This is a genomic window from Paenibacillus sp. N22P23 (genome assembly GCF_059383735.1).
Window position 1 is genome coordinate 1,347,384 of the sequence record NZ_JBXENT010000001.1, and the last position, 25,532, is coordinate 1,372,915.

At 46.6% G+C, this 25,532-nt stretch carries 28 protein-coding genes; 1 reads left to right on the plus strand and 27 read right to left on the minus strand.

Annotated features, from left to right (window positions below):
• Nucleotides 1–56 precede the first annotated feature (56 nt).
• A complete protein-coding gene (ppsA, locus tag AC506A_RS06440; RefSeq protein ID WP_495460143.1) occupies nt 57–2,654 on the minus strand; it encodes a phosphoenolpyruvate synthase in 2,598 nt (865 codons plus the stop codon).
• A 276-nt stretch (nt 2,655–2,930) separates the two neighbouring features.
• Between ppsA and AC506A_RS06445 the strand changes: the two genes are divergently transcribed.
• Nucleotides 2,931–3,998, plus strand: a complete 1,068-nt coding sequence (locus AC506A_RS06445) for a lactonase family protein (protein ID WP_495460144.1) — start codon at nt 2,931–2,933, stop codon at nt 3,996–3,998.
• Nucleotides 3,999–4,071: 73 nt separating this feature from the next.
• On the opposite strand, the gene AC506A_RS06450 is transcribed toward AC506A_RS06445, so the two are convergent.
• From AC506A_RS06450 to AC506A_RS06575, 26 genes are all read right to left on the minus strand, one after another.
• Complete coding sequence (locus AC506A_RS06450) at nt 4,072–4,254, minus strand: hypothetical protein (protein WP_495460145.1); 183 nt, start codon at nt 4,252–4,254, stop codon at nt 4,072–4,074.
• Nucleotides 4,255–4,338: 84 nt separating this feature from the next.
• A complete protein-coding gene (rpiA, locus tag AC506A_RS06455) occupies nt 4,339–5,001 on the minus strand; it encodes a ribose-5-phosphate isomerase RpiA (RefSeq protein ID WP_495460146.1) in 663 nt (220 codons plus the stop codon).
• Nucleotides 5,002–5,052: 51 nt separating this feature from the next.
• Nucleotides 5,053–5,388: a thioredoxin family protein gene (locus AC506A_RS06460; protein WP_495460147.1), complete on the minus strand. Its 336-nt coding sequence runs from the start codon at nt 5,386–5,388 to the stop codon at nt 5,053–5,055.
• A gap of 86 nt (nt 5,389–5,474) precedes the next feature.
• Nucleotides 5,475–5,903 carry an organic hydroperoxide resistance protein gene (locus AC506A_RS06465; RefSeq protein WP_495460148.1) on the minus strand — a complete coding sequence of 143 codons (429 nt, stop codon included), beginning with the start codon at nt 5,901–5,903 and terminating at the stop codon, nt 5,475–5,477.
• A 148-nt stretch (nt 5,904–6,051) separates the two neighbouring features.
• Nucleotides 6,052–6,642 (minus strand): TetR/AcrR family transcriptional regulator, encoded by a 591-nt coding sequence (locus AC506A_RS06470; RefSeq protein WP_495460149.1) that lies wholly within the window; start codon nt 6,640–6,642, stop codon nt 6,052–6,054.
• 142 nt (nt 6,643–6,784) lie between these two features.
• Entirely contained in the window at nt 6,785–7,858 is a 1,074-nt protein-coding gene (locus AC506A_RS06475) for a polysaccharide pyruvyl transferase family protein (protein ID WP_495460150.1), read from the minus strand.
• Between the two features lie 23 nt (nt 7,859–7,881).
• Nucleotides 7,882–9,015: a glycosyltransferase gene (locus AC506A_RS06480; RefSeq protein WP_495460151.1), complete on the minus strand. Its 1,134-nt coding sequence runs from the start codon at nt 9,013–9,015 to the stop codon at nt 7,882–7,884.
• On the minus strand, nt 9,005–9,733 hold the full coding sequence (locus AC506A_RS06485) for a glycosyltransferase family 2 protein (protein WP_495460152.1): 729 nt from the start codon (nt 9,731–9,733) through the stop codon (nt 9,005–9,007). Before AC506A_RS06485 ends, AC506A_RS06480 begins: the two co-directional genes overlap by 11 nt.
• 30 nt (nt 9,734–9,763) lie before the next feature.
• Nucleotides 9,764–9,958 (minus strand): hypothetical protein, encoded by a 195-nt coding sequence (locus AC506A_RS06490; RefSeq protein ID WP_495460153.1) that lies wholly within the window; start codon nt 9,956–9,958, stop codon nt 9,764–9,766.
• A gap of 5 nt (nt 9,959–9,963) precedes the next feature.
• A complete protein-coding gene (locus AC506A_RS06495; RefSeq protein ID WP_495460154.1) occupies nt 9,964–10,353 on the minus strand; it encodes a hypothetical protein in 390 nt (129 codons plus the stop codon).
• A 222-nt stretch (nt 10,354–10,575) separates the two neighbouring features.
• Entirely contained in the window at nt 10,576–11,259 is a 684-nt protein-coding gene (locus AC506A_RS06500; protein WP_495460155.1) for a DUF7002 family protein, read from the minus strand.
• Between the two features lie 12 nt (nt 11,260–11,271).
• The gene (locus tag AC506A_RS06505) at nt 11,272–12,171 is read right to left on the minus strand and encodes a hypothetical protein (RefSeq protein ID WP_495460156.1); all 900 of its coding nucleotides are present in this window, start codon (nt 12,169–12,171) and stop codon (nt 11,272–11,274) included.
• A 20-nt stretch (nt 12,172–12,191) separates the two neighbouring features.
• A complete protein-coding gene (locus AC506A_RS06510) occupies nt 12,192–12,398 on the minus strand; it encodes a hypothetical protein (protein WP_495460157.1) in 207 nt (68 codons plus the stop codon).
• Between the two features lie 25 nt (nt 12,399–12,423).
• Complete coding sequence (locus AC506A_RS06515; protein WP_495460158.1) at nt 12,424–13,410, minus strand: SLAC1 anion channel family protein; 987 nt, start codon at nt 13,408–13,410, stop codon at nt 12,424–12,426.
• A 113-nt stretch (nt 13,411–13,523) separates the two neighbouring features.
• On the minus strand, nt 13,524–14,450 hold the full coding sequence (locus tag AC506A_RS06520; RefSeq protein ID WP_495460159.1) for a LysR family transcriptional regulator: 927 nt from the start codon (nt 14,448–14,450) through the stop codon (nt 13,524–13,526).
• A gap of 222 nt (nt 14,451–14,672) precedes the next feature.
• Nucleotides 14,673–15,485: a class I SAM-dependent methyltransferase gene (locus AC506A_RS06525; protein ID WP_495460160.1), complete on the minus strand. Its 813-nt coding sequence runs from the start codon at nt 15,483–15,485 to the stop codon at nt 14,673–14,675.
• A gap of 23 nt (nt 15,486–15,508) precedes the next feature.
• Nucleotides 15,509–16,447 carry a copper amine oxidase N-terminal domain-containing protein gene (locus AC506A_RS06530; protein WP_495460161.1) on the minus strand — a complete coding sequence of 313 codons (939 nt, stop codon included), beginning with the start codon at nt 16,445–16,447 and terminating at the stop codon, nt 15,509–15,511.
• A gap of 142 nt (nt 16,448–16,589) precedes the next feature.
• Nucleotides 16,590–17,540 carry a VanW family protein gene (locus AC506A_RS06535; RefSeq protein WP_495460162.1) on the minus strand — a complete coding sequence of 317 codons (951 nt, stop codon included), beginning with the start codon at nt 17,538–17,540 and terminating at the stop codon, nt 16,590–16,592.
• Complete coding sequence (locus AC506A_RS06540) at nt 17,537–18,652, minus strand: hypothetical protein (protein WP_495460163.1); 1,116 nt, start codon at nt 18,650–18,652, stop codon at nt 17,537–17,539. Before AC506A_RS06540 ends, AC506A_RS06535 begins: the two co-directional genes overlap by 4 nt.
• A 73-nt stretch (nt 18,653–18,725) precedes the next feature.
• Nucleotides 18,726–19,217: a DMT family transporter gene (locus AC506A_RS06545; protein WP_495460164.1), complete on the minus strand. Its 492-nt coding sequence runs from the start codon at nt 19,215–19,217 to the stop codon at nt 18,726–18,728.
• 2 nt (nt 19,218–19,219) lie between these two features.
• Nucleotides 19,220–19,918: a Crp/Fnr family transcriptional regulator gene (locus tag AC506A_RS06550; RefSeq protein ID WP_495460165.1), complete on the minus strand. Its 699-nt coding sequence runs from the start codon at nt 19,916–19,918 to the stop codon at nt 19,220–19,222.
• Nucleotides 19,919–19,953: 35 nt separating this feature from the next.
• On the minus strand, nt 19,954–20,379 hold the full coding sequence (locus tag AC506A_RS06555; RefSeq protein ID WP_495460166.1) for a DMT family transporter: 426 nt from the start codon (nt 20,377–20,379) through the stop codon (nt 19,954–19,956).
• 414 nt (nt 20,380–20,793) lie between these two features.
• The gene (locus tag AC506A_RS06560) at nt 20,794–21,345 is read right to left on the minus strand and encodes a dihydrofolate reductase family protein (RefSeq protein WP_495460167.1); all 552 of its coding nucleotides are present in this window, start codon (nt 21,343–21,345) and stop codon (nt 20,794–20,796) included.
• A 14-nt stretch (nt 21,346–21,359) separates the two neighbouring features.
• Nucleotides 21,360–22,520 (minus strand): enolase C-terminal domain-like protein, encoded by a 1,161-nt coding sequence (locus tag AC506A_RS06565; protein ID WP_495460168.1) that lies wholly within the window; start codon nt 22,518–22,520, stop codon nt 21,360–21,362.
• Nucleotides 22,521–23,163: 643 nt separating this feature from the next.
• On the minus strand, nt 23,164–24,360 hold the full coding sequence (locus AC506A_RS06570) for a ZIP family metal transporter (protein ID WP_495460169.1): 1,197 nt from the start codon (nt 24,358–24,360) through the stop codon (nt 23,164–23,166).
• 15 nt (nt 24,361–24,375) lie between these two features.
• Entirely contained in the window at nt 24,376–25,422 is a 1,047-nt protein-coding gene (locus tag AC506A_RS06575; protein WP_495460170.1) for a multicopper oxidase domain-containing protein, read from the minus strand.
• Nucleotides 25,423–25,532 lie beyond the last annotated feature (110 nt).

The following is a 25,532-nucleotide window of genomic DNA, read 5'->3' on the forward strand; positions in this document are numbered from 1 at the left end:
AACGAAAGAAAAGGAGTAGCTGCCGGTGGGCAATCTACTCCTTTTGCTTTTTCCCCTTACAAGATTTCGATATACCCCTCTGTTCCATGGACGCGAATCCGTTGTCCATCTTTGATCAACTTAGTAGCATGATCCACCCCGACAACTGCCGGCAAGCCATATTCACGTGCGATCACTGCTCCGTGGGTCATCAATCCTCCAACTTCGGTGACTAATCCTTTAATAGATAGAAATAATGGTGTCCAGCCAGGGTCAGTAAAGGAGGTAACTAAGATATCTCCTTCCTCTAGATCCGCATCTTCCATACGTAGAATGACACGTGCGCGTCCCTCAATCACGCCTGCAGAAACAGGCAGACCTGCAATCGCTCCGGCCGGGCGATTTCCACGTTCGTACTCACCAGTAATGATCTCACCATCAGATGTAATCACACGTGGAGGCGTTAATTTGTCATAGAATGCGTACTCTTCCTTTCGTTTGCTGATGAACTGGTTATCCAGTGTTTTCGTGCGCACGACTTCATGAAATTCTTCGAAAGTGAGATAGTAAACATCTGCTGTTTCATGAATAATACCTGCTTGTACGAGTAGTTCGGCTTCTTTCAGTAAAGCCTGCTTATACACGAAGTAACGACTAATCATGCCGTATTTGGGATATTCACGATAACCGATGAAATTCCGGACAAGGCTAATCATATGTTTGGTCTCTTCGGCTTTCTGTTCACCATCCGGTAATTGCTTCAATCGCTCAAGTAACTCATGTTCCTTCTCATAGGCTTCCCGTCGTCCTTGCTCAAATTTCCGAAAACCGGCATTTGGTTCAAATTGTTGGATATGACTCAGAATCATCGGGACTAGCGTAAGTGGTTTTTCACTCCAACGAGCTCTGGTCATATCGATTTCACCGGCACATCGCATTCCGTATTTAGTGAGATAAGCATTGATTGCGTCCAGTGTTTCCCGTCCACCGTCGAACGCAAGGAGTTCATCCATGAAGCGATCATTGTCTGCAAGCTGCAGAAAATCAATGATGGCCGAATAAGGACGAATCACATCTGCGACATCCAATAACGCCAGACCCATTTCCGAAGTAATATTGCCCTCAACAGATTGGGATAGTGTGTCAGCTGCGTTTGATTCACCCAGCCACTCGTTCATCTGTTCATTGATCCAGGATGAAGCGTTCATAGCAGCCATAAACACGCGCGTGCTTTGCGGGTCAAATAAAATCCTCTGTAGTTCTTGAAGATCTTCTAGAATAAATTCAAATACATCCGACCCGGATTTTGTTTGGATGGTTTGTTTTAAGACTGCTAGCGATGTTTGATTATGCTTAATCAATTCAGAAACGATTGTCGGATCGATATCGATTTGCACCGGCATTGCGGAATGGTTTCTACTGGGACTCGGTGCGGGTTGATCATTAGGTAACAATTTTATATAATCTCGCGCTATGATGGTCCTAAGTGCGTCTGTTGTGAGCGGATCGGATTGTCCCCAGGTAGTTACTATCATTTCTCTGCTGACTGGTGAAGCCAACATAGGAGTAACATCTACAAATAACCTTCCTCCGGCTTTACGCATCGGTGCACGAGTCGTCATCAGATAGAAGGACAAGCCGAGCGGCTTCATGGCATCAGTCATCATTTGTTGATGGCCAACCGATAAATAGACGTGATTGTCATGATCATTCGCTTCAGGGATTGGATATAAAGTCGTGATCGGACGGCTCTGGACAATATAGAAGGTATCTTGGTCCAAACACCATTCGATATCTTGTGGACTGCCGAACTTAGCTTCGATCTGCCTTCCGATGCGTGCCAGTTGCAAAATTTGATCGTCCGTAAGGGTTTGCGTTGTTTGCTGATCAGGATCGAGCTGCTTGGTCTCTGTACCGCCTTCATGAACTCCATAGATCGCCAGTTTCTTGGCTGCGATCCTCTTATTGACGATCTCCCCTTCCTGCACTTGATAGCTATCGGCAGATACCAGGCCGGAAACCAGAGCTTCTCCAAGTCCAAAACTAGCATCAATGGATAGCAGCTTTCGGTTAGAAGTAATCGGATCAGCGGTAAATAAAATCCCTGAAGCCTGTGGGAAAACCATCCTTTGAACGATAACGGCCAAAAGTACTTGGCTGTGTTCAATACCATTCTGCATGCGATAGATGACCGCGCGATCCGTAAATAAGGAAGCCCAACACTTGCTGATATGCTTCAAGATTGCTTCTATTCCGATGATATTTAAAAAGGTGTCTTGTTGTCCGGCAAACGAGGCATGAGGCAAATCTTCAGCAGTTGCACTAGATCGCACGGCATATGCATGTTCATCACCAAGTTGGGAGAGATTGTGGGTAACTGCTTTTACAACATCAGAAGGAATGCCTGCTTCCATAATGATCTGTCTTATTTTCTTGCAAATATCTCCGATCTGTTCCCGATCTTCTGCTTGCAGCATGGATAGCTGCTCCACCAAAGTGTAATAGGATGCTGTTTGTTCGATGGCTTGTCGATATCCCACTGTAGTAACACAAAATCCTTCTGGCACTCGTATGCCCTCAATCTTTGATAGGTCCCCTAAGTGCAGCCCTTTTCCGCCAACGAGCATCAGCTGCGTTTTATCCATTTCCTGAAAACCGAGAACCAAAGAATCCATTCCCTATCACTCCTTAACCAATGAATTGAGAAAAACCATTTGACAAGAGTTTTCCGGCATGATACGATTAAATTGTAAGATAAACTAATTATGTCTACTCGATGATTGACAGTCGTACGATGATTGTATCATCGCGTCTCTATATACGCAATATGAAGAACCTGAGTACACTGCTCAGGTTCTTTTTTCGTATATGCGCGAGTGCCTTTTCCAACGAATAATGGTAAAATGCTAGCTTAGAACGAATATTTTCCATTCATGGAGGTGTGCTTGACTATGGCTTCGACATTTGCTTTTATCGGCTCCTATGCGGACGCGAACGAACCCGGCATCTACGCTTGCGCGTATGACAAACAAACTGGCGCATTAACGCTGATTGGTCAAGCGGATGGCCTGCAGAATCCGACGTTCCTCGTACCTAACGAAACGAATCGGACGCTTTATACAATTATGGAAGGCAAAGATAACGAAGGGCGCAAATGCGGTGCGGCCGCCGCATACAGCTTCGATCCAACCACTGCCAGACTGGTTCGTTTGAATGAAGTGATTACGCTTCCTGCTTCGACATGCCATATTTCGATTGACGCTACACGTCGTTTTGCCATGACGGCGAGCTATCACGGCGGTATGGTCAGCCTTTCGCCGATTCAGGAAGATGGCCGACTTGGTCAGACAACCGACATGCATCGGCATGAAGGTACCAGTGTACATCCAGCACAAACACAGGCAAGAGCCCACTCAGTCATCGTCGACAACGCTGGCCGATATGCGGTCGTCTCCGACCTCGGTCTTGATACCCTGTTTGTTTATGAGTTGGATTTGCCACAACAACGCATGCTGCTTCACAGCCAGGTATCCACTGCTCCAGGATCGGGTCCGCGTCATTTCGTCTTCCATCCGGAGCTGCCGTTCGGGTATGGTATTAATGAATTGAACAGCACAATCACGGTATATGCGTACGATGCCGATGAAGGGCAGCTAAGCGTCGTGCAGACGATTTCCACGCTGCCGGAATCATTCGCGGGAGACAATGCTTGTGCAGATATCCATTTGTCGCCGGACGGAAAGTTCCTGTACGGCTCTAACCGAGGTCATGACAGTCTGGCTGTCTACCGCGTCGACCCGGCCGACGGCCGCATTGAACCGATTGAATATGCACCGACGCTCGGTGGTCACCCGCGTAATTTCGCTCTCTCGCCGGACGGACGCTTCGCACTTGTAGCGAATCGCGATGGCAACAATATCGTGACGTTCAGCCGTGATGCCGAGTCGGGCAAGCTGCAGCCGACAGGCAGCGAGCTTCACGTATCTAAACCGGTATGCATCCGGTTCAGTGAAATCTAAACTGCCAAGTCAAATAAATAAGCTGCCGACATTTCGGCAGCTTATTTCAATTTTGCAAAGATTACGTTATGAGTTACTCGGAACTTTGGGTTAGTTTCTTTCGTATACCTGTGAGCTCAAAAGCCTCTTTAGTAACTCCGATTACTTGCGCCTTCTTCTTTTTAATCATCAAAGCTTGTTGTAAGCTAGTAGCTTGAAATTCTATTGTGGTGCCGGAAGAATCCTCAAATGTATAGCAACATTTTTTATTTGACATGAAACGAACGCCTCCTCCATCTATTCTCGCATGATACTCCTCAGCGAATTGAAACCTCACTTTTGGTTTTCCCTTAATCTATGATCACAATTCAACGACTGATCCGTCTTGGTAACCAACAATGACTTTCGTTGCAAGCTTTATAAACAGACCATTATCAACGACACCGGGTATCATATTGATTGCGGTATGAAGGTCATTGGGTTGGCTGATATTCACAAAATTACAATCCGCAATATAATTCCCGTTATCGGTTAGGAAAGGTTGATTCTCAATGAATCGCAGCCGTGGAACACAGCCAAGCTCACGCAGTCTCTTTTGGGTAGCCTCATTGCCGAATTTCACAATTTCTACGGGCAAGGGAAATTTACCCAACTGATTTACCCTTTTACTCTCATCCACAACAATGATTAGTTCCTTACTTATCGAAGCTACGATTTTCTCACGCAGCAGAGCACCGCCACCGCCTTTTATTAAATTCCACTTGTCGTCGACTTCGTCAGCTCCATCAATTGTAAGATCAATCTCATCCGTTTCGGATATGGAAAGGATCGGAATGCCTAATTCCTTTGCCAGAATCTCAGATTGGATGGAAGTTGCTACTGCCTTTAGGTGTAAACCTTCTTTTACTTTCGTTCCTAAGTTTTGTATAGCCCAATATGCAGTAGACCCCGTGCCTAAACCAACGATCATTCCATCTTGTATGTACGCCACGGCTTTTTCAGCAGCGGCTTTCTTAGACTCCATGTGTGCCTCCTTGTTAGCAACCTTTTACTCGGACGGTTGCCTTCTTTGCTATCATACACAAGAATCGCCCATGGTTGCATAGCTGATGACGAGCTGCTGCAGAACTTCTTTACTTTGCTGCCCGACTAATGTTTCCACTTTATATCCATCTTTAAACAGCATTAATGTCGGGACACTCGTCACACCATATTCCGTTGCAAGTTCTTTTTCTTGATCAACATCGACCTTGACAACGGCAGCCTGATATCTTACTTCTTGAGCCAGATTCTCGTCAATGGAGAGTTGTTCTAGACAAGATTTGCTCCCAGGCTCATAAAAGTCAACGAGTGTGATCCCATGATCGATCTGTACCCTGAATGTATCTTTAATTAATGAATGGATTTCCATGACGTGACCTCCTCATACTCATTTCTGTTGAACTTATATACTTGAAAACCCCGCTTTCTACAAGCGGGGTTTTCAAGTATTGAGCATTAGCCAATTACATTCGATATGACTTCGATATTACCTTGAGTTGCTCTGGCATATGGACATACTTTGTGGGCTTCATCGACAATTTCCTGAGCTACACTGATATCTACGCCTTTTACTGTAATGTCGAATTGAACGGCAAGTACATAGCCATCGTTTGCATCCTTCCCGAGTGAAACATTTGAAGCGATTGAGATCCCTTCCGTTTTAATTCCTTTTTTCCTAATGATGGTTCCCATTGCACCTTCGAAACATGCTGCGAATCCGGCAGCGAACAACTGCTCCGGATTGACTCCGTTACCCGGGCCGCCTAACTCCTTCGGATATCTCAAGTCCAAGTTAAGATTCCCATCGCTCGAGACCGCTTTACCTTCTCTTCCACCTTCAACATTTACAGTAGCCGTGTACAATTTCTTTTCCATTGTTATCATAATAACATCTCCTTTTTGACTGGTTTATTTTTCACACTTTGTATGCAGCTTATCCAACAATACTCGACATTGTCGATTATTGAACGATCGGTCAAGAATCGGGGTAAAAATGATCACGCTCAAGTGGAATCGTGACCTTATGCACCTTCTATTTCAACACCGACATATTGATGTCAACGATATGTTTTAATTTATCCGTGTCGTTAATAGTCGTCTTAACCATAACGCGGAGTCCAGTTAATGCATTATTGTAAAAATGGGACAACCAGCTGGCATTGTGGGTCATGGAAATTTCTCCTGATTGTTGGCCTTCCACAATAATGTCGTGCATGAACTGTTCAATTGTGTCCCAGCCCAGTTGAACCAAATCTCTGGATACCGCATCTTGCTTGCCCAACTCAACTGCAGTATTAACCATGAAGCAGCCATCAGGAAGTTCTTCTTTCTTCTGGATTGCCATTTCAAGTATCATTCGGATCGCTTCCTTAGCAGAATGGGTATCTGCCATACGGCTCTTAACCGGACGCTTAACCGATTGTTCAAACAATTCAATATACCGTTTCAATGCTCTGACATACAAGGATTGCTTATCGCCAAATGTATCATACAGACTGCCTTTATGAATCCCCATATGGGTTACCAGGTCCTGCATGGAAGTCTTCTCAAAGCCTTGTTCCCAGAATAACAGCATGGCCTTTAGTAGAACTGCATCTTCATCGAATTCTTTTGTCCTGGCCACCTCATTGCTCCCTCCTTTCGAAGTAAATGTACTATATTAAGAACGATCGGTCAAGAATTATTTTTGACCGACCGTTCTTTTATTGATGCAATGTCAACAAAAAGAGACTGTCCACTACTATTCCCCGGACAATCTCTCCCCATTAGAACAATCGCTCTCGAAACGGCCTAACGAGCGATTCATAAGCAGTCTGGCGCCCTGTCTCCAGCTTGCTGATATACCCCTCCTTCCAAGCTATTGCAGCTTGGACTTTATCCGTTAGTTTCTCTGCCATTTGCGGGTCATCCGTGGCAACAATCCAATCGGCTAAGTCTAACCCATGCATTAGATCGAAGCTTTTGAATCGATAGCCGATACAGACGAATGGAACGTTCGCCGCTGCAGACAACAGATTGGCGTGAAGCTTCAAGTTAATCGTTGCTTCGAACCCCGCCAGCAGCTGCACATATTCCGCTGCAGCATATACTTTGGGATCGAACGTAACTCGCTCATCATGGCCAAGCTTACTATACAGTCTTGCCAGCGCATCTCTGTCTGGCCCCCAGACCGAATACAGATGGAGTCTGTATCCGAGCGCAAGCAGTGAGCGGCCTGCTTGTACGAGTGCGTCCTCCACTTGTTCCTCATTGCCTCCGTAAATTCGGTTATAGGAGGTGCCCCAATTAATGCCGATCGTCCGATGCTGACCTTGTACGCTTCCTGCTGGTTGTAGCAGTGATACCGGATTCAGCGCGTTCATCAGCATCGCGGAATCTCCGCTGATGGATAAATGTTGCGGCAAAGCGCCAAGCGATTCAATATAATCCTTCGTCCATGGTCCTCGAATCCCGCAATAGGCACTGTGCTCCATGACGGCTTTCAGCCTCATGCGATACAACGCGCTTTCATCGGCTGGTTCCGGTCCCATTTGCCCATCTGGTGACGGAGCCCATTTGTGGAGCCGGTCATGACCGCTGCCCCAGATGACGATAGTTTTCCCTAGCTCCAGCGCCTCATGCACCAGATCAACATACCCCGGGATAACCAGCGATCCGCCGCCAAGAACGATCGTATCGTACTGGCTTACTTTCTTCCATTCCACATGCGGAAGAGAAGGGATAACAAGATGCTCTTCCTCCTTCAGATGAGCCTTCGCCATAGCGTGGAACATCTCCCACATCCACTCATCGCCAAGATTGTTAAAACCAATCCACCCTAAATACAACACTTTTCTCATTCGTCATTATCACTCCATCCCTATCAAGTCATCGAAAGCAAGGAATTGTACAGCTGCTTCATCTGAAGCGCCTTGTCTCGGATTTGAAAATTCGCTCGCGCCCATGCTTGTCCTTGTCGGCCCATCTCTTCCAGCTTGTCCGTGTAAGCGAGCCCTTCGCTGATTGCTTCTCCGATTCGCTGTTCGGAGGGACGCTCCTTGGAGTCATGGTCGCCAAAGTAATACTGCCAAGCCTCGTCATAGACAGGCTGGTCCACAAAGCCAAAATATCCATGATTACCAATAGCCAGCACAGGCTTACCGCATGCCATAGCTTCCAGCGCAACTCGTCCGGTCCCGACGACAAGATCGCCTAGATTGTAGTAATCGCGCATCTGCATTTGACTTCCTACTAATTGCACGAATGACGTGTTGCACTCTAGGTTCACCGTCTCTGCCAGTTCGGCAATTGCAGCTGCCTGGTTGCCTGAACCCGCGATAACGACATGCAGCGGAATATCCTCGCTTAAGCGAAGCGTGCGAGCCGCTCGCACGAGCATCGCGCAAACCGCCGCCTTGTCCCATGCCAGCCGAGATGCATAGACCACCACCTTCTCTCCTTCCGGAATGCGAAGGCTGGCGCGCAGCCCTGCTGATGATTCAGAGCGATACTGTTCAAAATCAATACCGTTAGCAATCAAATGAGACGGAATGCCCTGACGCTCCAAATATGCCTGTACGGGCAGACTTACGCATACAAAAGTACATCCGGCTGCTTTCATTAACTGAAGCTGCTCCGGCGGATAATAAGCACCGTGCACCGTGAACACAACCGGGATGCCCAGCTTCCTAGCCGCTTCCGCAGCATATAAGCCTGACGGCATTTGGTGAATGTGCACCAAATCAATTTTACGGCTGCGCATAATCTGCGAAAGCGCGTTTTCCGCCTGCTCCTGCTGTACCGGGTCCAGCAGTTGCTCCGCCTTTAGCTCCACGCGATGAATCGGGCACCCTGCACGAGCAAAAGCTTCATACATCACGCCGGTTCCTCCTGCATACACAGGCATGACCCCGAGCGATGGGAATGTCTTTACAAGGCTTAGCACATAGGTTTCCGTGCCGCCGACAGCCAGGCTGTCCATCACCATGAGCAGCCGAATCCGACGATTATGTCTCATAGCCATTCTCCGTCTGCGACTTGCCGAAATACTTGCGTGAACGCTGCAGCTGATGTTTGCGGTAGTAATACAGCACCTCCCGCATATTGTCCACGTTCCTCGCCCCGGGCTTGATTACTTTCGCTATAAATTCATAATCCTCCGCGCCTTCAATACGTCTTGTATGTCCACCGATGTCATCGAAAACTGTCCCTCGAAACATCGCTGTTCCGTGGCAAATGCAATGGCCGCCTTTCGCATAGACCTTCCCGATCTGATCGCCGTATTTGAGCCAATACACCGGCATTTTCCGGTCTTGCTGTCCGTCTTCGAATACTTCGTAATTCGTACCGAGCAGATCGATTTGCGGATTATTTTTGAGATAACGAACTTGTTTGGCAAGCCGCTCCGGGTGGGACAGATCATCTGCATCCTGAATGGCGATAAATTCGCCTTTGGCCAAATACATCCCAGCCGTTACTGCACCAGCGTACCCGATATTGCGCGGAAGACGCAGCGTATAGATGCCTTTGCCTTCCCGTAATAACGGCTCGTTGCTGTTGAGCCAATTCATTACAAATTCATATGACCCATCAGTGGATGCATCATCGATGAGAATGAGCTCCCAACTCATATAGGTTTGATTGAGCAGGCTTGTCAAGCAATCCGTCAGATAAGGTAGCTTGTTGTAGACGGTGGTGACAACGCTGACTAGTCCTGGCACACGTTGAAAAGACACTTGCCTCTCCTCCCTTTTACTTCATTATTATTACAGAAGCCGAATATACGAAATGAAGCGCAGCTGAATGATCGCATAGCTGCCGCTCTCATAGCCATAAAGCTCCGATGTGCGAAGCGTTACCGATACGCCGTCTACCGACACAAGCGTACCGCTGATGGTTTCCAGAGCGCTCGCGATCTGAACCTCTTTATTCACGAGTGATTGCAACTCTTCTATCATCATTCCACCTACTTTCCTGATAGCAATTGAAAGGCGACCAGCTGATCCAGCGGCACCATTACACTTGTCCCTCCATGCTCACGCACGACCATAAAATCGCCGCCAACTTTCATGATTGTCCCTTCGACTGTACCAGCCGGCGTTAACAGCTCGGCCGATTTGCCTGTGTAGGGCTCAAAAATTCGTCCCAGCTTATTTAAGCTATACGTGCCGACATCGCGCTGTCCCTCAAGTCCTACCGAAGCTAATTCCTCCCGCAACACTTGTCGAAACTCTGCGATAAGCGTTGATTCATCGAACGGTTCTGATGCCGGCGGCTGCGATGCGTTCGGCAACAGCAGACGAGCAAGGCCGTCAAAATATTCCTTTATCTCTCTAACGTTTACGATAATTTTCATCGCTCCTCCATCCTCCTATACCACGTGGAAACTTCTATAATCTCCATCTCTACTAAGGTATACAATTAATAGGGTTAACGATTGAGTCATTCTACCAATAAATCTAAAATGTTCGATTGCCATGACAAGACAAAAAGAACACCCGTCCTAACGGCGGGTGTTCTTATCTATACCTATGGGCCACACTGATTGCGCATCCATATCGTTCATTTAGAAATCGACTCAATTCAGAAATTGGCTGAAAGGCTGCGTAACCAACCCCCATTTTCCCGAAATCTCTGAAACATCTTTACAATAAATAGCCTGTAAATAACGGGACAAGTTCGTCACTTTCTCTTCGACAAGGATCTCACGGATCTCGGAAGGTTTGGTGGGCACATCCCTTTCCCGCACAATATCGAATTGATCTAGCGGCAGAAACATGCGCAAACTTTTCTTATAGAAGCAACGATTAGGATAACGAGGTGAGCTGCCCGAGTCGTACTTCGACAACTTAACACCATCATAGAAGTCATGAATTAGCGAATAGGCGTCTAATTGAAGGATGGCAAACGATTCCTCCGGTTCTCTTCTCGAATACATCTCCAGCATCTTCTGACAATCACGCCGCGTTGGCCACAGGAATACATGCTGATCCAGGTAATGATAAAAATCATGAAGCGTAGTGTTTGCATCCATCACAAGTTCAGATATTCGCAGATGAGCATTAGCAACAAAAGGATGCCCGTGAAATTGAATTTCTCTTCTCGATTCCCGTCTTCCATCCGAGAGGCTGGGATGAACTCCATTCGATGAATATAACGCATCCAGATGCTCAATCGATGGCAAGTTTCTGACCCTCGTGAAATGATATAACGATTTCCTTTTGGAACTGTTCGTTATTTTACGTACAATGGTCTCGTTCATAACTGCATACCTCTAGTCCGATCTTCTTCTGAACTGACGATATAGGGCAGAAATACACATCAAAACGCCTGTTGTGACAAAGACGCCAACCGGGAAACCCCATGTTCCCCATGCCGGGACTATAAGCGGCATCAACGAGACACCATATGCAACTGGTACAGGCGTTTTAAACAATTGACATAGTAGGAATGTAATCAAAACATTGATGACTCCAACCCAAATGATCGAGCCTTCCAACACCTGATACACGCCGACTGAAAGTGCAGCCGTAATCGTTAATACTGCTAAACGTCGCGGAATCATTTTTAGAGTAAATTCCTTAGCATGAAACAATTCGAAAATAAGGGCAAATACAGGTGGAACCACCAGTACTTCAAGTTTGGTTCCAAATGCCAGCCCGATCCAAAGACATAAAACAAGGGTTATGAGAACCGTATCCGTCTTCTTTCGAAAATGCTTTGAACCACCAGGCAGCTGTTCTGGTTTCCTCACTCTATAAGCAGCCAACATAATAACAAACGTGTAGACAGCTGTTGAAATGGCAAACGTATAATCAGTAAGACCTAGGAAGATCGGCAGTAATGCGGCAGGAATCGTCGGTCCAAAATGGACGCGAAATACATGCATAAGAATAACAACGATCACAAGACCAAGCCATATTTTCAACATAGGGGTTAAGGACATATTGTTCATAGCAGTACCCATAAAAGCACCTAATGTTGGGGAAAGCCACAAATGGACAGGCTTCTTGATCCAATGCGGTACGGAGTAGACCATAACCCCCATAGCCATTCCCGCAATTTCCGGAAAGAGAATATCCTTTTGATGAAGAGATACAGCACCAACCAACATGAGAATAATGAACACGTAAGCGGATAGCAGAGCTCTGGATTTCATTAAATGCCAAGGCATCTCCATTCTTCTCCTTTCAATCAAAATGCGGCTTCAGGAGCCGGCATCTGAATGAACGTTGTTTGAGCTCGAGGATATTGCTTGCCATTTATCCAAACATGATGATCGTTATAACTCTCTAATAATCCCCCACCTGAGGCTTTCTTATCAATGACCACCATTACATAGAGACCGAAGAGAATCGCATTATCAAAATCGACGTCAAACTGAAGTGTAGTACCAAGCATGAGTATCCTTCCTTCCTATCTTTCTTTAGGCTCCCTTAAGCAGTTTCCCATTCAATAAATGGTTTATCGTTCGAATGAATAGCACGGCCAGAACGATGCTTAGAAATGCCAAAACAATCGCGGAGATGCCAATCAACAGCCAGGAATGTACGAATATCGCGTATGCCAAAGCCGCATTGCTGAGCGCAGCTATCGGAAAGCTTACTCCCCACCAACCGGCGCTAAATGGAACGGATTTTTTGAATACTTTGAAGAACAAGACAATGAATAAGAACAGACCAAAGTAAAACAATATAGAAGCGAACGGATCAATTCGTTGTTGGAAGTTCGTATATCCAAGGAAACCAACTTCAAACGGCGCAATCATAATAATCATCGAAGGCATTAATCCGTTAGGCAGCGGAGCATGATGTATCAATCTGGATAAAATCAAAGTAAGGAATATTAAAGCAACAAATCCGCCAATAGCGAGAGACAACAAGTTCATTTCATGCGCCCATGGGAATGGCATTGTCCCACCGGCAACGGCAATATCAATGGTCCCTACACCAGGAATCAACCATGCCGGAACCACGTGACTCGGCTCGTGATTCCCGTTCAATATGCGGGTAACAATGACAAAACTAAGTGCTAATGTAGTTGCCGTTCCGATGATCCAAACGACTTGCCCCGTTACTTGACTGTAGTTCCCAATAATCGTGGAAAGCAATAACAGGGCAATCGTGATCGTTCCGAAAAAATTGCCTGTTATCGGATGCGTAAATTCATCTTTGACTTTCTGTGGGTATAAGACCCATTTCGTAAGATAAGCTGTACTTAACGCTATAAATATCAGTATCGCAATAATTCCAATGCTATCGGCAATGACAAGCGAACTGCCGAATAGATGGCTTGCTTGTCTCCAAGCCAATGACAGACCTGAAATGCCCATAACTGACGCAAATAAATTAACGGGTAAGAATTGAACAGAACCGATGCCTCTTTGTTCCTGTACGCCAGCTATGGTTTGCATGAGTGTTGATCACTTCCTTTGTTCGATTCAGACTAACTCTCCTGTTGCCTCATTGTATGAAAATCAAGATAATAGATCAATATCGTTGTTTCTATGAAAACGATAGACAGCGTCTATGATTCATTTTCACTATCACAATTCTCCTGCAGCTGGTCCTGCTTTAGTTTTCGTACATGCGCCGATAAGAGTTCAATAAATCCTCGCGCAGCATTCCCCATATACTTGTCACGGAGGTACGCAATGCCCACTTCTCTGCACAAGGTAGGATTTTGAATTGGAATCGGGTGTAAATCGTCGTAGTTGTACATTTCAAGCAAGGTTTTCGATAAAACCGTACCGCCTGCACCTGAACGAACGAGTCCGAATAACGATTCGATTGTTGTCGTTTCAATCAAGGGCTTCAATTTAAAACCGGCAATTGAACAAGTCATGTCGACTAACTGGCGGCAACGATGGGTTTCAGGAAACATCACAATCGGCACATTCAAGATCTCGTCAAAATTAATGGCTGCGCGGCCTGCATAGGGATGCTCCGCTGTTGAAACAAAATAAAATTTCTCTTTATATAGGGGAATCGTAAGAATTCTTTCATCCTCGATCGGTAGAATCGTAATGGCCAGATCCAACTCGTTTTGCAATACGCGGTTTACGATATCTTCGACACCGAAGATTTTAATATGGACTTTGGGATAGTCGCGATGGAAATCAAGCAATAAGTTGGAGACTAATTGATTTAGCTCGCCCGGGAGCGCACCAATCGATAATGTGCCGCGTTCAATTTGCTGCAGCTCTTGAATTTGCTCTTTGGCGCTTGCTAAATTGTCAAATGCCAGCTTACTCTGCTTATACAGAATCATGCCGGCATCGGTAATCGCAATTTTTTTGCCGATCCGATCGAATAACGGCACGCCAATCTCGTCCTCAAGCGCTTTAATTTGATGACTTAAGGAAGGCTGGGTGATTCCCAGCTTGACGGAGGCTTTCGTAAAATGTAATTCTTCGCATGTCGCAATAAAGTAATCTAACTGTCTTAGCTCCATCTTGATCGGCCCTTCCTTCTCAATTCTGCTTACTATTCCGCATTATCACATCGATTATGAAATCACTTCGACCCCACTATAACGGAATGTTTCCTCATAGATCAATGTAGTCTTCTCTATCATTTTAATAGTTTCTCTCTATGATAAAAATGCTCTCCTCATAGCAGCAGGCTTTTATAATTTCACCTGTTTGCTATGAGGAGAGCATTTGCAAATGTTAAATTACGTTAATCGTCCTCCTTTCGCAGCCTGCAGCGAGAACAGGAGTGGAATATGGTTGGCCGAGTCTTTCCATCGCCACCGGCCGTCCTCTCCCTGCGTCATGAATGGGAAGCGCTGGTAGCCGATGTGGGCGAATTCATGGAGATAATCCAAGCGCAGGTCAGCAGCAATCAAAGCGGTTAGAATATCACTGAAACTGTAGTTCCAGGTATACTCAATGCTGCGCAGATTGGCAGCCGGATCGGAATATGGAAGGAGACCCTCGATCTGAATGGGCTGCTCCGTGTGAAAGTAAGGGTAGCGTGTCTGCAACTCCGTCACATCAGCAGAATCATCAAAGACATTTGCAAATGGATGCTCATCCTGTAAGTACAAAATCCCGCCAGGTTTAAGGAAATGAGCGACGATCTTAGCCCACTGATTAAGATCGGAGAGCCAGAACAAAACACCACCTGTCGTAATGACGATATCGAACTTATCGTTTAGAACCTCAGGCAGTTTATAGATGTCCGTACAGAGAAAACGAGCGTCTATCCCTGTTTCTTGCCTCAAACGCTCGGCGAGCGAAATCGCGTCCTCAGAAAAATCTACTCCGGTAACTTGTGCACCGAGACGTGCCCAGGAGAGCGTATCCAAACCAAAATGGCACTGGAGGTGAAGCATCGACTTTCCAGCCACGTCGCAGAGCTCTTGTTGTTCAATTGTGGTCAGCGAGGATTTACCTGACTTGAACCCCTCAACATCGTATCTGGCGGCATTAACAGCGGTGCGGGAGTTCCAATGCTCACGGTTTCTTTCCGTATAATCAGTCATGAATGGATCGTCCTCTCCAATTACTACTTAGAATCTGTTCGTTTCTCATTTTCGATCGGGAATACTACATTAGCGGAATCATCACGATAGAATCTTTCCAGCATGGTATTATTGCCTTTTGAATCCACTTTGCCATATGTAAAAACGCCGCCCATAAATTCGTTAATAAAATAAACCAAGCTTTTATAAGTGGGTTTCTCACCCCATTCACGATTGGAAACGGTATCATTTTGCCATTTAAGAATGGCAAGACCATCTTCATTTATTTCATAAAATTGATCGCAGTATCCGGATTGACTCATTGTGAATCGCAGTGCTTCTCCTTCAGGAAAAGTGTAACTGTTATAATTGTACATTTCACCTGCTTTACTTGGCGGTGCTTCTCCAAGTATTCTTTCGACTCCGAGTGCTATTCGACGTGCCTCTGTCAGATCCCCTCGCATTAGCGTTTCGTATTCTTCCTGACCGGTTGGTGTACGTACAATTACGCGGTTGTCTTTGATATTATAGGTGACATAAGCACCAAGAGTCTCACTTATGAATCTGAGTGGTACATAAGTAAGCCCATCCTTATTTACTACCGGAACGTCTATTAGGACTTTTTTCCCGTTAACTGTTACTGTCTTATCTCCTTCGCGGAGATAGACAATCCTGCTGTTATCTTTGGTGTGAAACATCACGGTATGCGTCTTAGAATCGTATGCGAAAACAAGCCAGGCAGGGTCGGTAAGCGCTCTCAATTTCACTAGAGCTCGTCCTTCTACCGTAATCGTATGGTTCTGATACTCCCCGTTGACGTAAACAGAAGTAGTCGATGTAGAAGAAGCAGTCGATGTAGAAGAAGCAGTCGATGTAGAAGAAGCAGTCGATGCACTTGCATGTTCATTTGCATTAACAATAAGAAAACTCCCTAGTATCACAACACCCAGCGTATGTACAACCCATTTCTTCAGCGCAACCACACTCCATGAAATTTCTATTTTCTTACAACTATCTGACGTTTCTTAACGTGAAAAGTTGCGAGTGTTTCGTGCAACAAGTTGACATTGAAAACGGCCATGGAATCCTGATCCATGGCCGTCTCACGTCTCATATCAATACCGCTTAGCGACTCCAATCTATAAACGGGTCGATTTTTTCGTTTTCTTCAGCAGTTGCGGAGATTTCTTCCGGCAGATGTCCGAAAGACATACCGGGCACACTGCGCGGCTTATATTCGATGACGTCAGAGGAATAGATGGCCACGAACATTTTGCCTGGAACCGCATGGGCACGGATCAAGATCGGCTGATTGTATCGGTTCTGGAAAGCAAAATCGGGACCATCCCAACTGACAGTCGCATCGCGCCCAGGTCTCACATAAGGTACATTTCGGCTGTGCGAGTAACGCTGCACAATGTGCAGTCCGGCACGGTCGATTGCATTGAACAGCGTTGAAGAGACTTGGCAAATCCCGCCGCCGATCCCTTCCGATAATTCGCCCCTAACAATGATCGGTGCTTCCAGGTAGCCCTTATCTCTCGTGCGCTTGCCGACGACTTTGTTGAAAGAGAATGTCTCCCCTGGGAAAATGACCGTATTATTAATCGCTTTGGCTGCCAGTACGATGTTATGGGAGCGGTTTTTGTTACGGCTATTGTAATAGGTCGCATATTGGCCAATTGGCTTTTCCTTAATATCCGCCAGCAGTTCGCGGTCAACTCGCGGATAGACGGCAACAAGCGGCGCCTCGATAGCGAATGTACCCGTGCCATAAAAATACTCGTAAAACTTTGCGGTGAACCCTTTCTGATCAAGTCTGTACCCGTTCTGTTCGGAAATGATTCCCCCTCGATCACTAATGACAGCGTTGCGAGGAGCTTCATAGCTTTTTCGATCCAAAGTTTGTACGAGTCGGTCAAATTTGTCCAAATCCACCATCGTGAACCCGGGCGATGCAAAATCATCGCGGTAGATAACGACTGGAGTCTGCCCCGGAAGCGTCACGGATAAATGCTCTGCGCTGCCGCCTTCCTGGAGCATCCATAAAATGCTGGTCAACCAGATCCACTTCATAAGGCGTTCTCCACATAATCGATTTTCCATGCCTGCCATACGGAGCTTCTGCGTAAATGAAAAACGAACGACTTCTCCGTTTTCCGGAAACCGTCGCGGTAAATCACCGCTCTGACCGGTAAATCGGTGGCGAGCAGGTTATAAGATGCCGTTTCTGCATAATCGGACATTCTGCGGATGGCAATAATGCCCGCTGCCGCCTGCTTCAGCTGCTCTAATTGCTCATGGTTGCGATGCGGGAAAAGCATTGTCATCACTTCGGGATCCCGCTGATTGATCGCGATCAAAAACATTTCCACAACGTCGTTTGGCGAAGCTTGCTGCATATATTGCTGGAGCATACCGGCAGCCTTATGCACCATCGTCTGGTGATCCAGGTCGATGCTACCGGTTTTGTGCGTGCTGCTGCCCAAGAAATGAATGCAAAAATGCCCGTTGAAGTCGTTGTCCGGAATACCGTCTCCCCCATGCGGCATGCCGTGCATGGAGGCAGCGATCGTCTGGTCATCTTTCAATACAAGGATGGCCTTTCTTCTCCAGCTCCATTTCCCTTGATAAATCCGCTTCATAATTTCCGTGTCGCGTTTCGTCAACGGCTGAACGTCAGCATGCGTACTGCCCGCTCTTCGCTGCACATCAAACCGCAGACCGGTTTCCACATCGACAACGGTAAATATCGCTTTCATCGTAATGATTTGCTTGGCTTCAGGCCACGATAACAATTTTCCATAATGTTTTGCTTTCAGAGCCGTTATGTAGGCAATAAGCTTTTGTTTCATGTCTCCGCTAAGCTGGATCGCCATGGCGTTCGCCATATCATACAACTGATAGGACAGATCAATGCTGTAGGTTTTATTATCGATCGTTAAATAAGTATCGGATATGGGAACATACGCTGTTTGTTGTTTGACTCCTTCTTTAATCGCGTCGACCCACATATCGGAATCGATTAACATTGTGGAAACCATCGCTGCATTCGGCGAGGTTTTGACAATGAACTGGGCGGAAGGTTGTTCCGCTGATAGCGCTAGAACTTGTGCTGGATCACAAAACAACGCAAATAAGGCGAAGCCAATCAGGAACAATCGATGAATATCTTTACCTTTCAGCATGTCTTCCCTCCTGATTAACACTATCTCTATTAGGAAGGAAAACCATGCATGGGAAAATGCACCAGCGAGCAAATCATGTATTTTGAATCATGCGGTGACCGCTTGTGTCACCTGACAGCTCCGTATTCGTTTTCGGCTGGAATTTGAATAACAGAAGGCCGGCGATCAGTGCGGTGACGCCGATAGCCTTTTGCCAACTGAAAGGAACCTGCTCCAGACCAAACCATCCTGCAGAGTCCCACCATAACGCGCAAACCATCTGAGAAGCCATAACGATTGCAGTCGCAGCGCTTGGGCCAATAAGTCGAACGCCATTAACCACGCAGGTGACAACGCCTATTCCAATTAATCCGCTTAACCAGAACCAGCCGGGCATCGCTTGCCAATTTAGAAAATCAGCACCTTCCACCAATAGACCCATGCCAAGCGAAGCGATAAAGCCCATTCCCAGCACGAGAGCAGTAGTCGTATTCGAGTGAACTGCAGCACTCACTTTGTTATTGAACAAGGTCTGAACGCTGACAAGCATCCCTGCCAGTAGAGCTAGTATAATGCCGGTAATCAACTCTATTCCCTCCGATCGTTGTTCTCGTATATATTCCGACCAGCGACTGCTTCAAGACCTGATCGATCTTTGATTACAAGCTTGCCGCGACTTCGTTCCAGCAATTGCAATCGACAGAAATTTAGAATAACACGGTTCAAATGCCGGTAACTGGTACCGATCAGGTTCGCCATATCTTTCAGACTCGCTGTGCTCACCCTTGCATCTGCCGAAGTCGTCACGGAGAGCAAGTAACTGGCAAGTCGGATTTCAACCGGATACAAGAGATTAAAGCTCAGTGCTTCCGATTTTCTGTAAAATTTATCTGTGACCATCTTCAGCATGAACTGCAGGAACGGCACTTCCTCTTGATAAATACGCAGCCAGCGTTTGTGAAGGCCTATTGCCTCGACTGCAGTTACCGCCGTTACCGTATTGAGAATGTTCAGCCCGCTCAGACTTTCTATCTCTCCAAGGACATCAAGTGGAGTAGAGAAACTTAGCAGCAGCGTATTCCCTTCCGTTGACGTCGTATAGACCTTTACTTTCCCATGTACTAGAAAATAGACATTTTCCGGCCTTTCGCCTTGCGTGCAAAGCGCTTCCTCCGGATCAAACCGAAACAGCATTAGATGCTGTCTGAGTGCGTTCGGGAAAACTTCATCTAATGCAAATTGTGTGAGGTAGTGTTCAATCCGAGTGGAATCCCCCATTTCCTTCATCCCCGCATCCCCTTCCTACTAGCTAGTGTAGCCGCTTAGAAGGACAAACATAAGATACCCGTTACCATGAGCATAATGCCGATCCATTGCGGTGTTCGAAGCCGCAGCTCGCGCTTTCCGAACCAGCCTGCTTTTTCCATGCCTAACGTCGCTAGAATCTGGGCAATTAATATCGCCGAAACAGTGACGGCAGCGCCATTATAGTGAAAGGCAGTAATGTTGCTGAAAATAATAAAGGCTGCAAGTGCTCCGCCGAAATGATAATATAGCTTCACTTGCGTAAGCTTCCTCCATGATCGATCCCCTGACAGCCATACAATGAGCATAGCCGCAGCAAACCCGGTCCCTTGCGTTAGCGTTGCAGCCTGCCACGTCCCGAGCCGATCTCCGATCACTGCATTGGCCGTACTTTGCAAAGTTATAAACACGCCGCCTAATATAGCAAATACGATCCCTTTCATCCCTTTCCTTCCTCCTCAACCATCGTGCTCTCCTTATTTAACGACGAGCGGTCGATTCTGAAAAGGACATATGTCCTAAATGTTAAGTTAGCTGCTCAAGAAAAAAAGACCCGCAGAGGCGGATCTTCTTTTGCCAGCTTCATTATTTATTAATACCCTTTGTTTACTCCTCCAACAACTGGGTACGAAGGACCGCCACCATATCCACCTAAGCCACTTCCCATGCAACCACAGATTACAATGACAAGCAGGATAAATAGCACCAGAATAACTCCCGCGCTAGTAAAAGCACCACCTACATGACCGGACAATGAAATGCACCTCCTGGGGTTTAACTTACTGGATATGTTATGTCCCGGATGATGAAATGGATTGGGTGTTTGGAGGGGATCAAATGGTTCGGGTACAAATATCTCATTCTTCCAAATGAAAGATTAATTGTACAACCCCTGATGAGAATGGTCTTGTCTGTACCAATTTTAGATTCACTCTTTGTTTAATATCATTAAACATCGGCGTTCCTTCACCCAGAATAACAGGGTGAACTGATAATCTAAATTCATCAACAAGACCTAAATGGATAAAAGTCGTAATTAGATTAGCCCCGCCATAAAGCCAGATGTCTTTACCGGCCTTATTCTTTAATGCAGTTACTTCTTCAAGAATACGGCTATTAATGAAAGTTGCTTTCGTATCGTTCCCTGTTCGTGTTCTGGAGAACACAACTTTTTCTTTGCTGTGAACGAGTTTCCACATCTCTTGATCAGGCTCACTTTGTTCATTTCCAGGCGTATACTGCCCCCATAAATCGTAGCTTTTTCTACCATACAAGATCGTATCGATTTGATTTAAGAACTCAGTAAACCCCATCTCTGGATCCATAATGCACCAATCTACTTCCCCATTATTCCCTTCTATAAATCCATCTAAAGTGACTGCTAAGTCTAAAATGATTCTTCGTGTCATGTTCGGTTACTCCTTCAGTTATTAGGTGTAGCCCAGCCTGCTCGCTTAACAAGATTTGTTACAAGCTCTTCGTCGAAGACGATTCCAAAACCCGGTGTGGCAGGAATATGGATTTCTCCATTGTCGATTCGATAGCCGGATACATCCATTCCTTCAATTGTAATGTCGTCGTATTCTACAAATTCGAAGTTGCGCACTGCCGCTGATAAATGTCCGGACACGTAAATGCCATATGCATTGCCGTAACAATGTGGCGCAGACCGCAAACCATGTGCATCCAACTTCTCCCCTAATTCCAGCCAATGCGTGAAGCCGGGCCAGATAATATCATACTGCAGTACGTCGACATGGCCACGAATCGCCCAGTCAACAAGATGCGGTGAGGCTAACCCTTCCCCATCCGCGATAAGTACGTTCTGCCCCCGATTCCGGAGCCAGCCCTTCAGATCCTCGTACAATGCATCATCTTCATGGAATGCTTCTTCCAGCCAATACAGATTCACATTCGTCAACGCCGCCAAAACCTCTTTGGTTAAGTTTAAGTTATACGCGTTATTTGCATCGATCATGATCTTCCCTGTAGGACCTGCTACTTCAGCGATTCCTTGCACGATTGCGATATCACGTTTCGTCCCTTCCCAGAGAGGCATATGACGTCCGCCTCGACCGACTTTAATTTTGAAGTGACGGTGACCTTTTGCAAAACCTTGCTGCGCTTCTTCTTGCATCAATGCGACCGCGCTCGCCTCATCGGACAAATGCAGATCGTCGAAGTATAGAGAGGTATCATAGCAAGGGACAATCAGTGGAGCTCCCTTTTCCATATGGGCATCCGAAACCAATTCATATACTGGTTTGTCAAGTCTTTTCCCCAGCCAATCGAGAATCGGAAATTCCAATTGCAGTCGATATTCTTCGCGGATTATGCCCCGATCGTCGAATAAGTCAACTAATCGCCTGCCTATTATAGTTTCTGCCCATTCCGGTGTTATACGAATCGAGCTGCCATATCCCGTTTGTCCATCAATCGTAATTCTGGCGATATCCACGGAGCAGGTTTTGCCATGATTGCCGATTCTGCCATTGGCCCCAGCGTTTCTAGCGCGTTCTCCCGTTAACTTGGCGAATTCGATTCTTTCCACTTTCCAATCTGATTGAATGCCCGAAATGTTCATAGGATCCTCCAGTACCGACTCGGCGGCTTCTCGTTCCGATTTGATTCGCAAGTTGAATACCAATATCCTCCAACTTCGCTATCATACCTTAAGTATTCATCGAGTCGTTCGAACAATCCTGCCCTTTCTACGGCTGCTGCGCTAATTTGCATGCTGAATAAACTGTTGGACAGCTTCGCACATCTCATCTGCATGCCGCGAACATCTAACGAACCGTAGAGACGTTATTTGGCTGAATTTCCGGGCTTCGAGAATCTAACGAACCCCAGAGGCTTTATTTGTAGACATTCGGCTCTCAAATACTCAAAAACCTTGAAATAGAGCCCCTACGGTTCGTTAGAATGTTTTCAGAGCTATTAATGGACAAATAAGCGCCATACGGTTCGTTAGAGCATCCCGCCGGCTACGGTACCCAACCGTTGATTGAAATTTCGTGGCTGCCTAAGAGCTCCAAGGACTTCGCTATTATCGGTTTCGCGGAAAGAATAAAGTGCCGGAGCAAGCTGATGACAGCGGGTATCTGTCAGAGCATAAAAAAGATCGCCAACCACCTGCCCGAGCAGGCAGGTTACGGCGATCTTGTTGTTTGAAGCTCGAAGTCCCTCGGCTTCTCCTGTATCATTTTCACGAGGTAGTAAACTGATCAAACACTAACAAACAATGCAGTCACATACATAATGAGAATCCCCAGAAACAGGCTGCCCAAATTGCTCCAAGACACGACCGCTCGACCGCTCTTCTCAGCCTCTCTGACAACCATCTTACTAATCACGTATATAACCTGCAGGATTGCACCTGCACCAATACCGAAGAACAATGCTGCGAAGGCTTCGTTGAAAATGAACCCACCTGTCCACGTTCCAATGATTGCTGGACCTCCGCCGAGAAATGCCAATCCTACGAAGGTGCGCCATGTTGGGCGATCTTGCAGTAGAGGAGCGGCGATTCCGACGCCTTCCGTAATGTTGTGAAGCGTAAATCCAATGATCAGGAAGGTCCCGAGCGCCGCTTCGCCGGCCGCGAATGCAGCGCCAATGGCAAGTCCTTCGCCTAAATTGTGAAGTCCGATGCCTCCGGCTATTTTGTAGGCGACCTGCTTACCGCTAACCGCGCCTTTGCGCGAGTTTGCTTGATCAATTGCAAGCAGGAACAGGAAACTGAGAAGCGCGCCGAACCAGACCAAACCGTTGCCTTGGAAGATTCCTGCCGCTTCTGCTCCTAATTCAAACCCTTCCTCAAACGTGTCAATAACAAGGAAAAACAGTAACCCTACCGTTAGAGCCAGTACAGCCTGCATCCCCCGCTGCGAGAACCGGCGCAGGAAGGGGAACCACAGCAACCCTAATCCAACGGGTACTACCCCAACATAGAATCCGATCAATGCAAACTGTGCCACACGAGTTGCATCCGGCACAGGTGTCAGCGCAGCTACAGGCACTTCTCCTGCGAAAATTAATCCATTCGTCGTGATCAGCTTAATCTCGTATGGATCTCCCTCAACCCAGCCGTACGGAATCGAAATTTCCGTTTGCGCGAGTCTTCCGATCGTCGCACTGGGATGGAAGTCCGCATTCCAGAATGCATCATTTACAAGCACCTGTGCGATCGTGACTTTCTCCGGTCCCGTGTTAAGCACATGCAGCGTAAACCCTTCATGCGTAAGCACAATCTTCTGTACGTTAAGCGCTTCGATCGGCGCGACCGGCTCATCTTTAATGCCAGTTCCTACGCTGGATATCAAGTAAATGATCAAAACAAGCAGAATGAGGGGGACGATGCCCCAAATCCAGAGAAGCTTATTGCTCGGCTTCTGTTTCGTCGTAGTTACGTTAACCTCCATGACAACCCCTCCTTCCTACGCTTTGACCTCGAAGAATCCCATCCAGCCCAGCTCTGCAAATTCGCTTTGATGTGCGTGGAACATGTACTGTCCCGATTCCGGGAATACAATCTCCAGAATTCCGCGCTGCCCTTGGCACTGCATGATGGTATCGGTCATGACCGGTCTGGCATCCGGATCCGCGCCTACCTCGTAATAGTTGAAGAAGTTCGCATGAAGATGGAAGGAATTGATAAGATCGAATTCCGTTAAATTACTCAGATATACGCGGACAAGTTCACCGGCTTTCACTGGAATTGGCCAAGCCTGGAATGCGAATGCATAGCCGTTAACGGTGTAGATTTCATTCTCGCCGTCTAAGTCCAGATCGAAGCCATTCATGACCATATTTAACTCGTGCGCCTTCTTCCTCGGCACCTTCGGATCCACGATGAAATTACCATAAAGGCCTTTGTGAATGTGCTTGGATAATGGCGGTATATGACAATGGTACACATGCATGCCGGCAGGTTTTGCCTCAAACTCATATATAAATTCCGTCCCGGTCGCTACCGGCTCAATGCCGTCCATCCTCGTTGGATGAACGCCATGAAAATGTATCGAGTGTGGGTGAGAAGAGCCGTTCCAGAACTTGACTCGAACAATATCTCCTTCTGTGCAGCGGATCGTAGGTCCCGGAATAGTCCCGTTATAGGTCCAACCCGGAAACGTGATGCCTTTCGCAATCTCGACAGTCGAATCCGATGCCACCATCGTGTATTCTCGTACGGTCTTGCCGTCTGCACGGGTACTCACTTTGCCGTAATCAAATTCTGTCAGCGATTTAATCGCTGCTTGCAGTCCATGAGTCTGGTCTTTACCCGGGTCATAACCGTGTGCCATCGTCTGATGTTTATGCTGCTTCAGTGCCGAGTGCACCTCATGTTTGGTCATCGCCTTGACCGGTTTCCCTAATAACGATCCCGGGCTGAATAATCCTCCGCTGAAAGCACCTAAGACACCGGCAGCCCCCCACTTCAGAACATCCCGCCTAGAAACAGGGCGTTTGAGATTAAATGCCATGATGCCACCTCCAATTTTGCATAAAGTAAATTAAGTTTTCCGAGTGCAAAAAAATAATTAAAAAAATATTAATGTGGACAAGGGACAAAATGTTTCCCTAGAGCAAAACT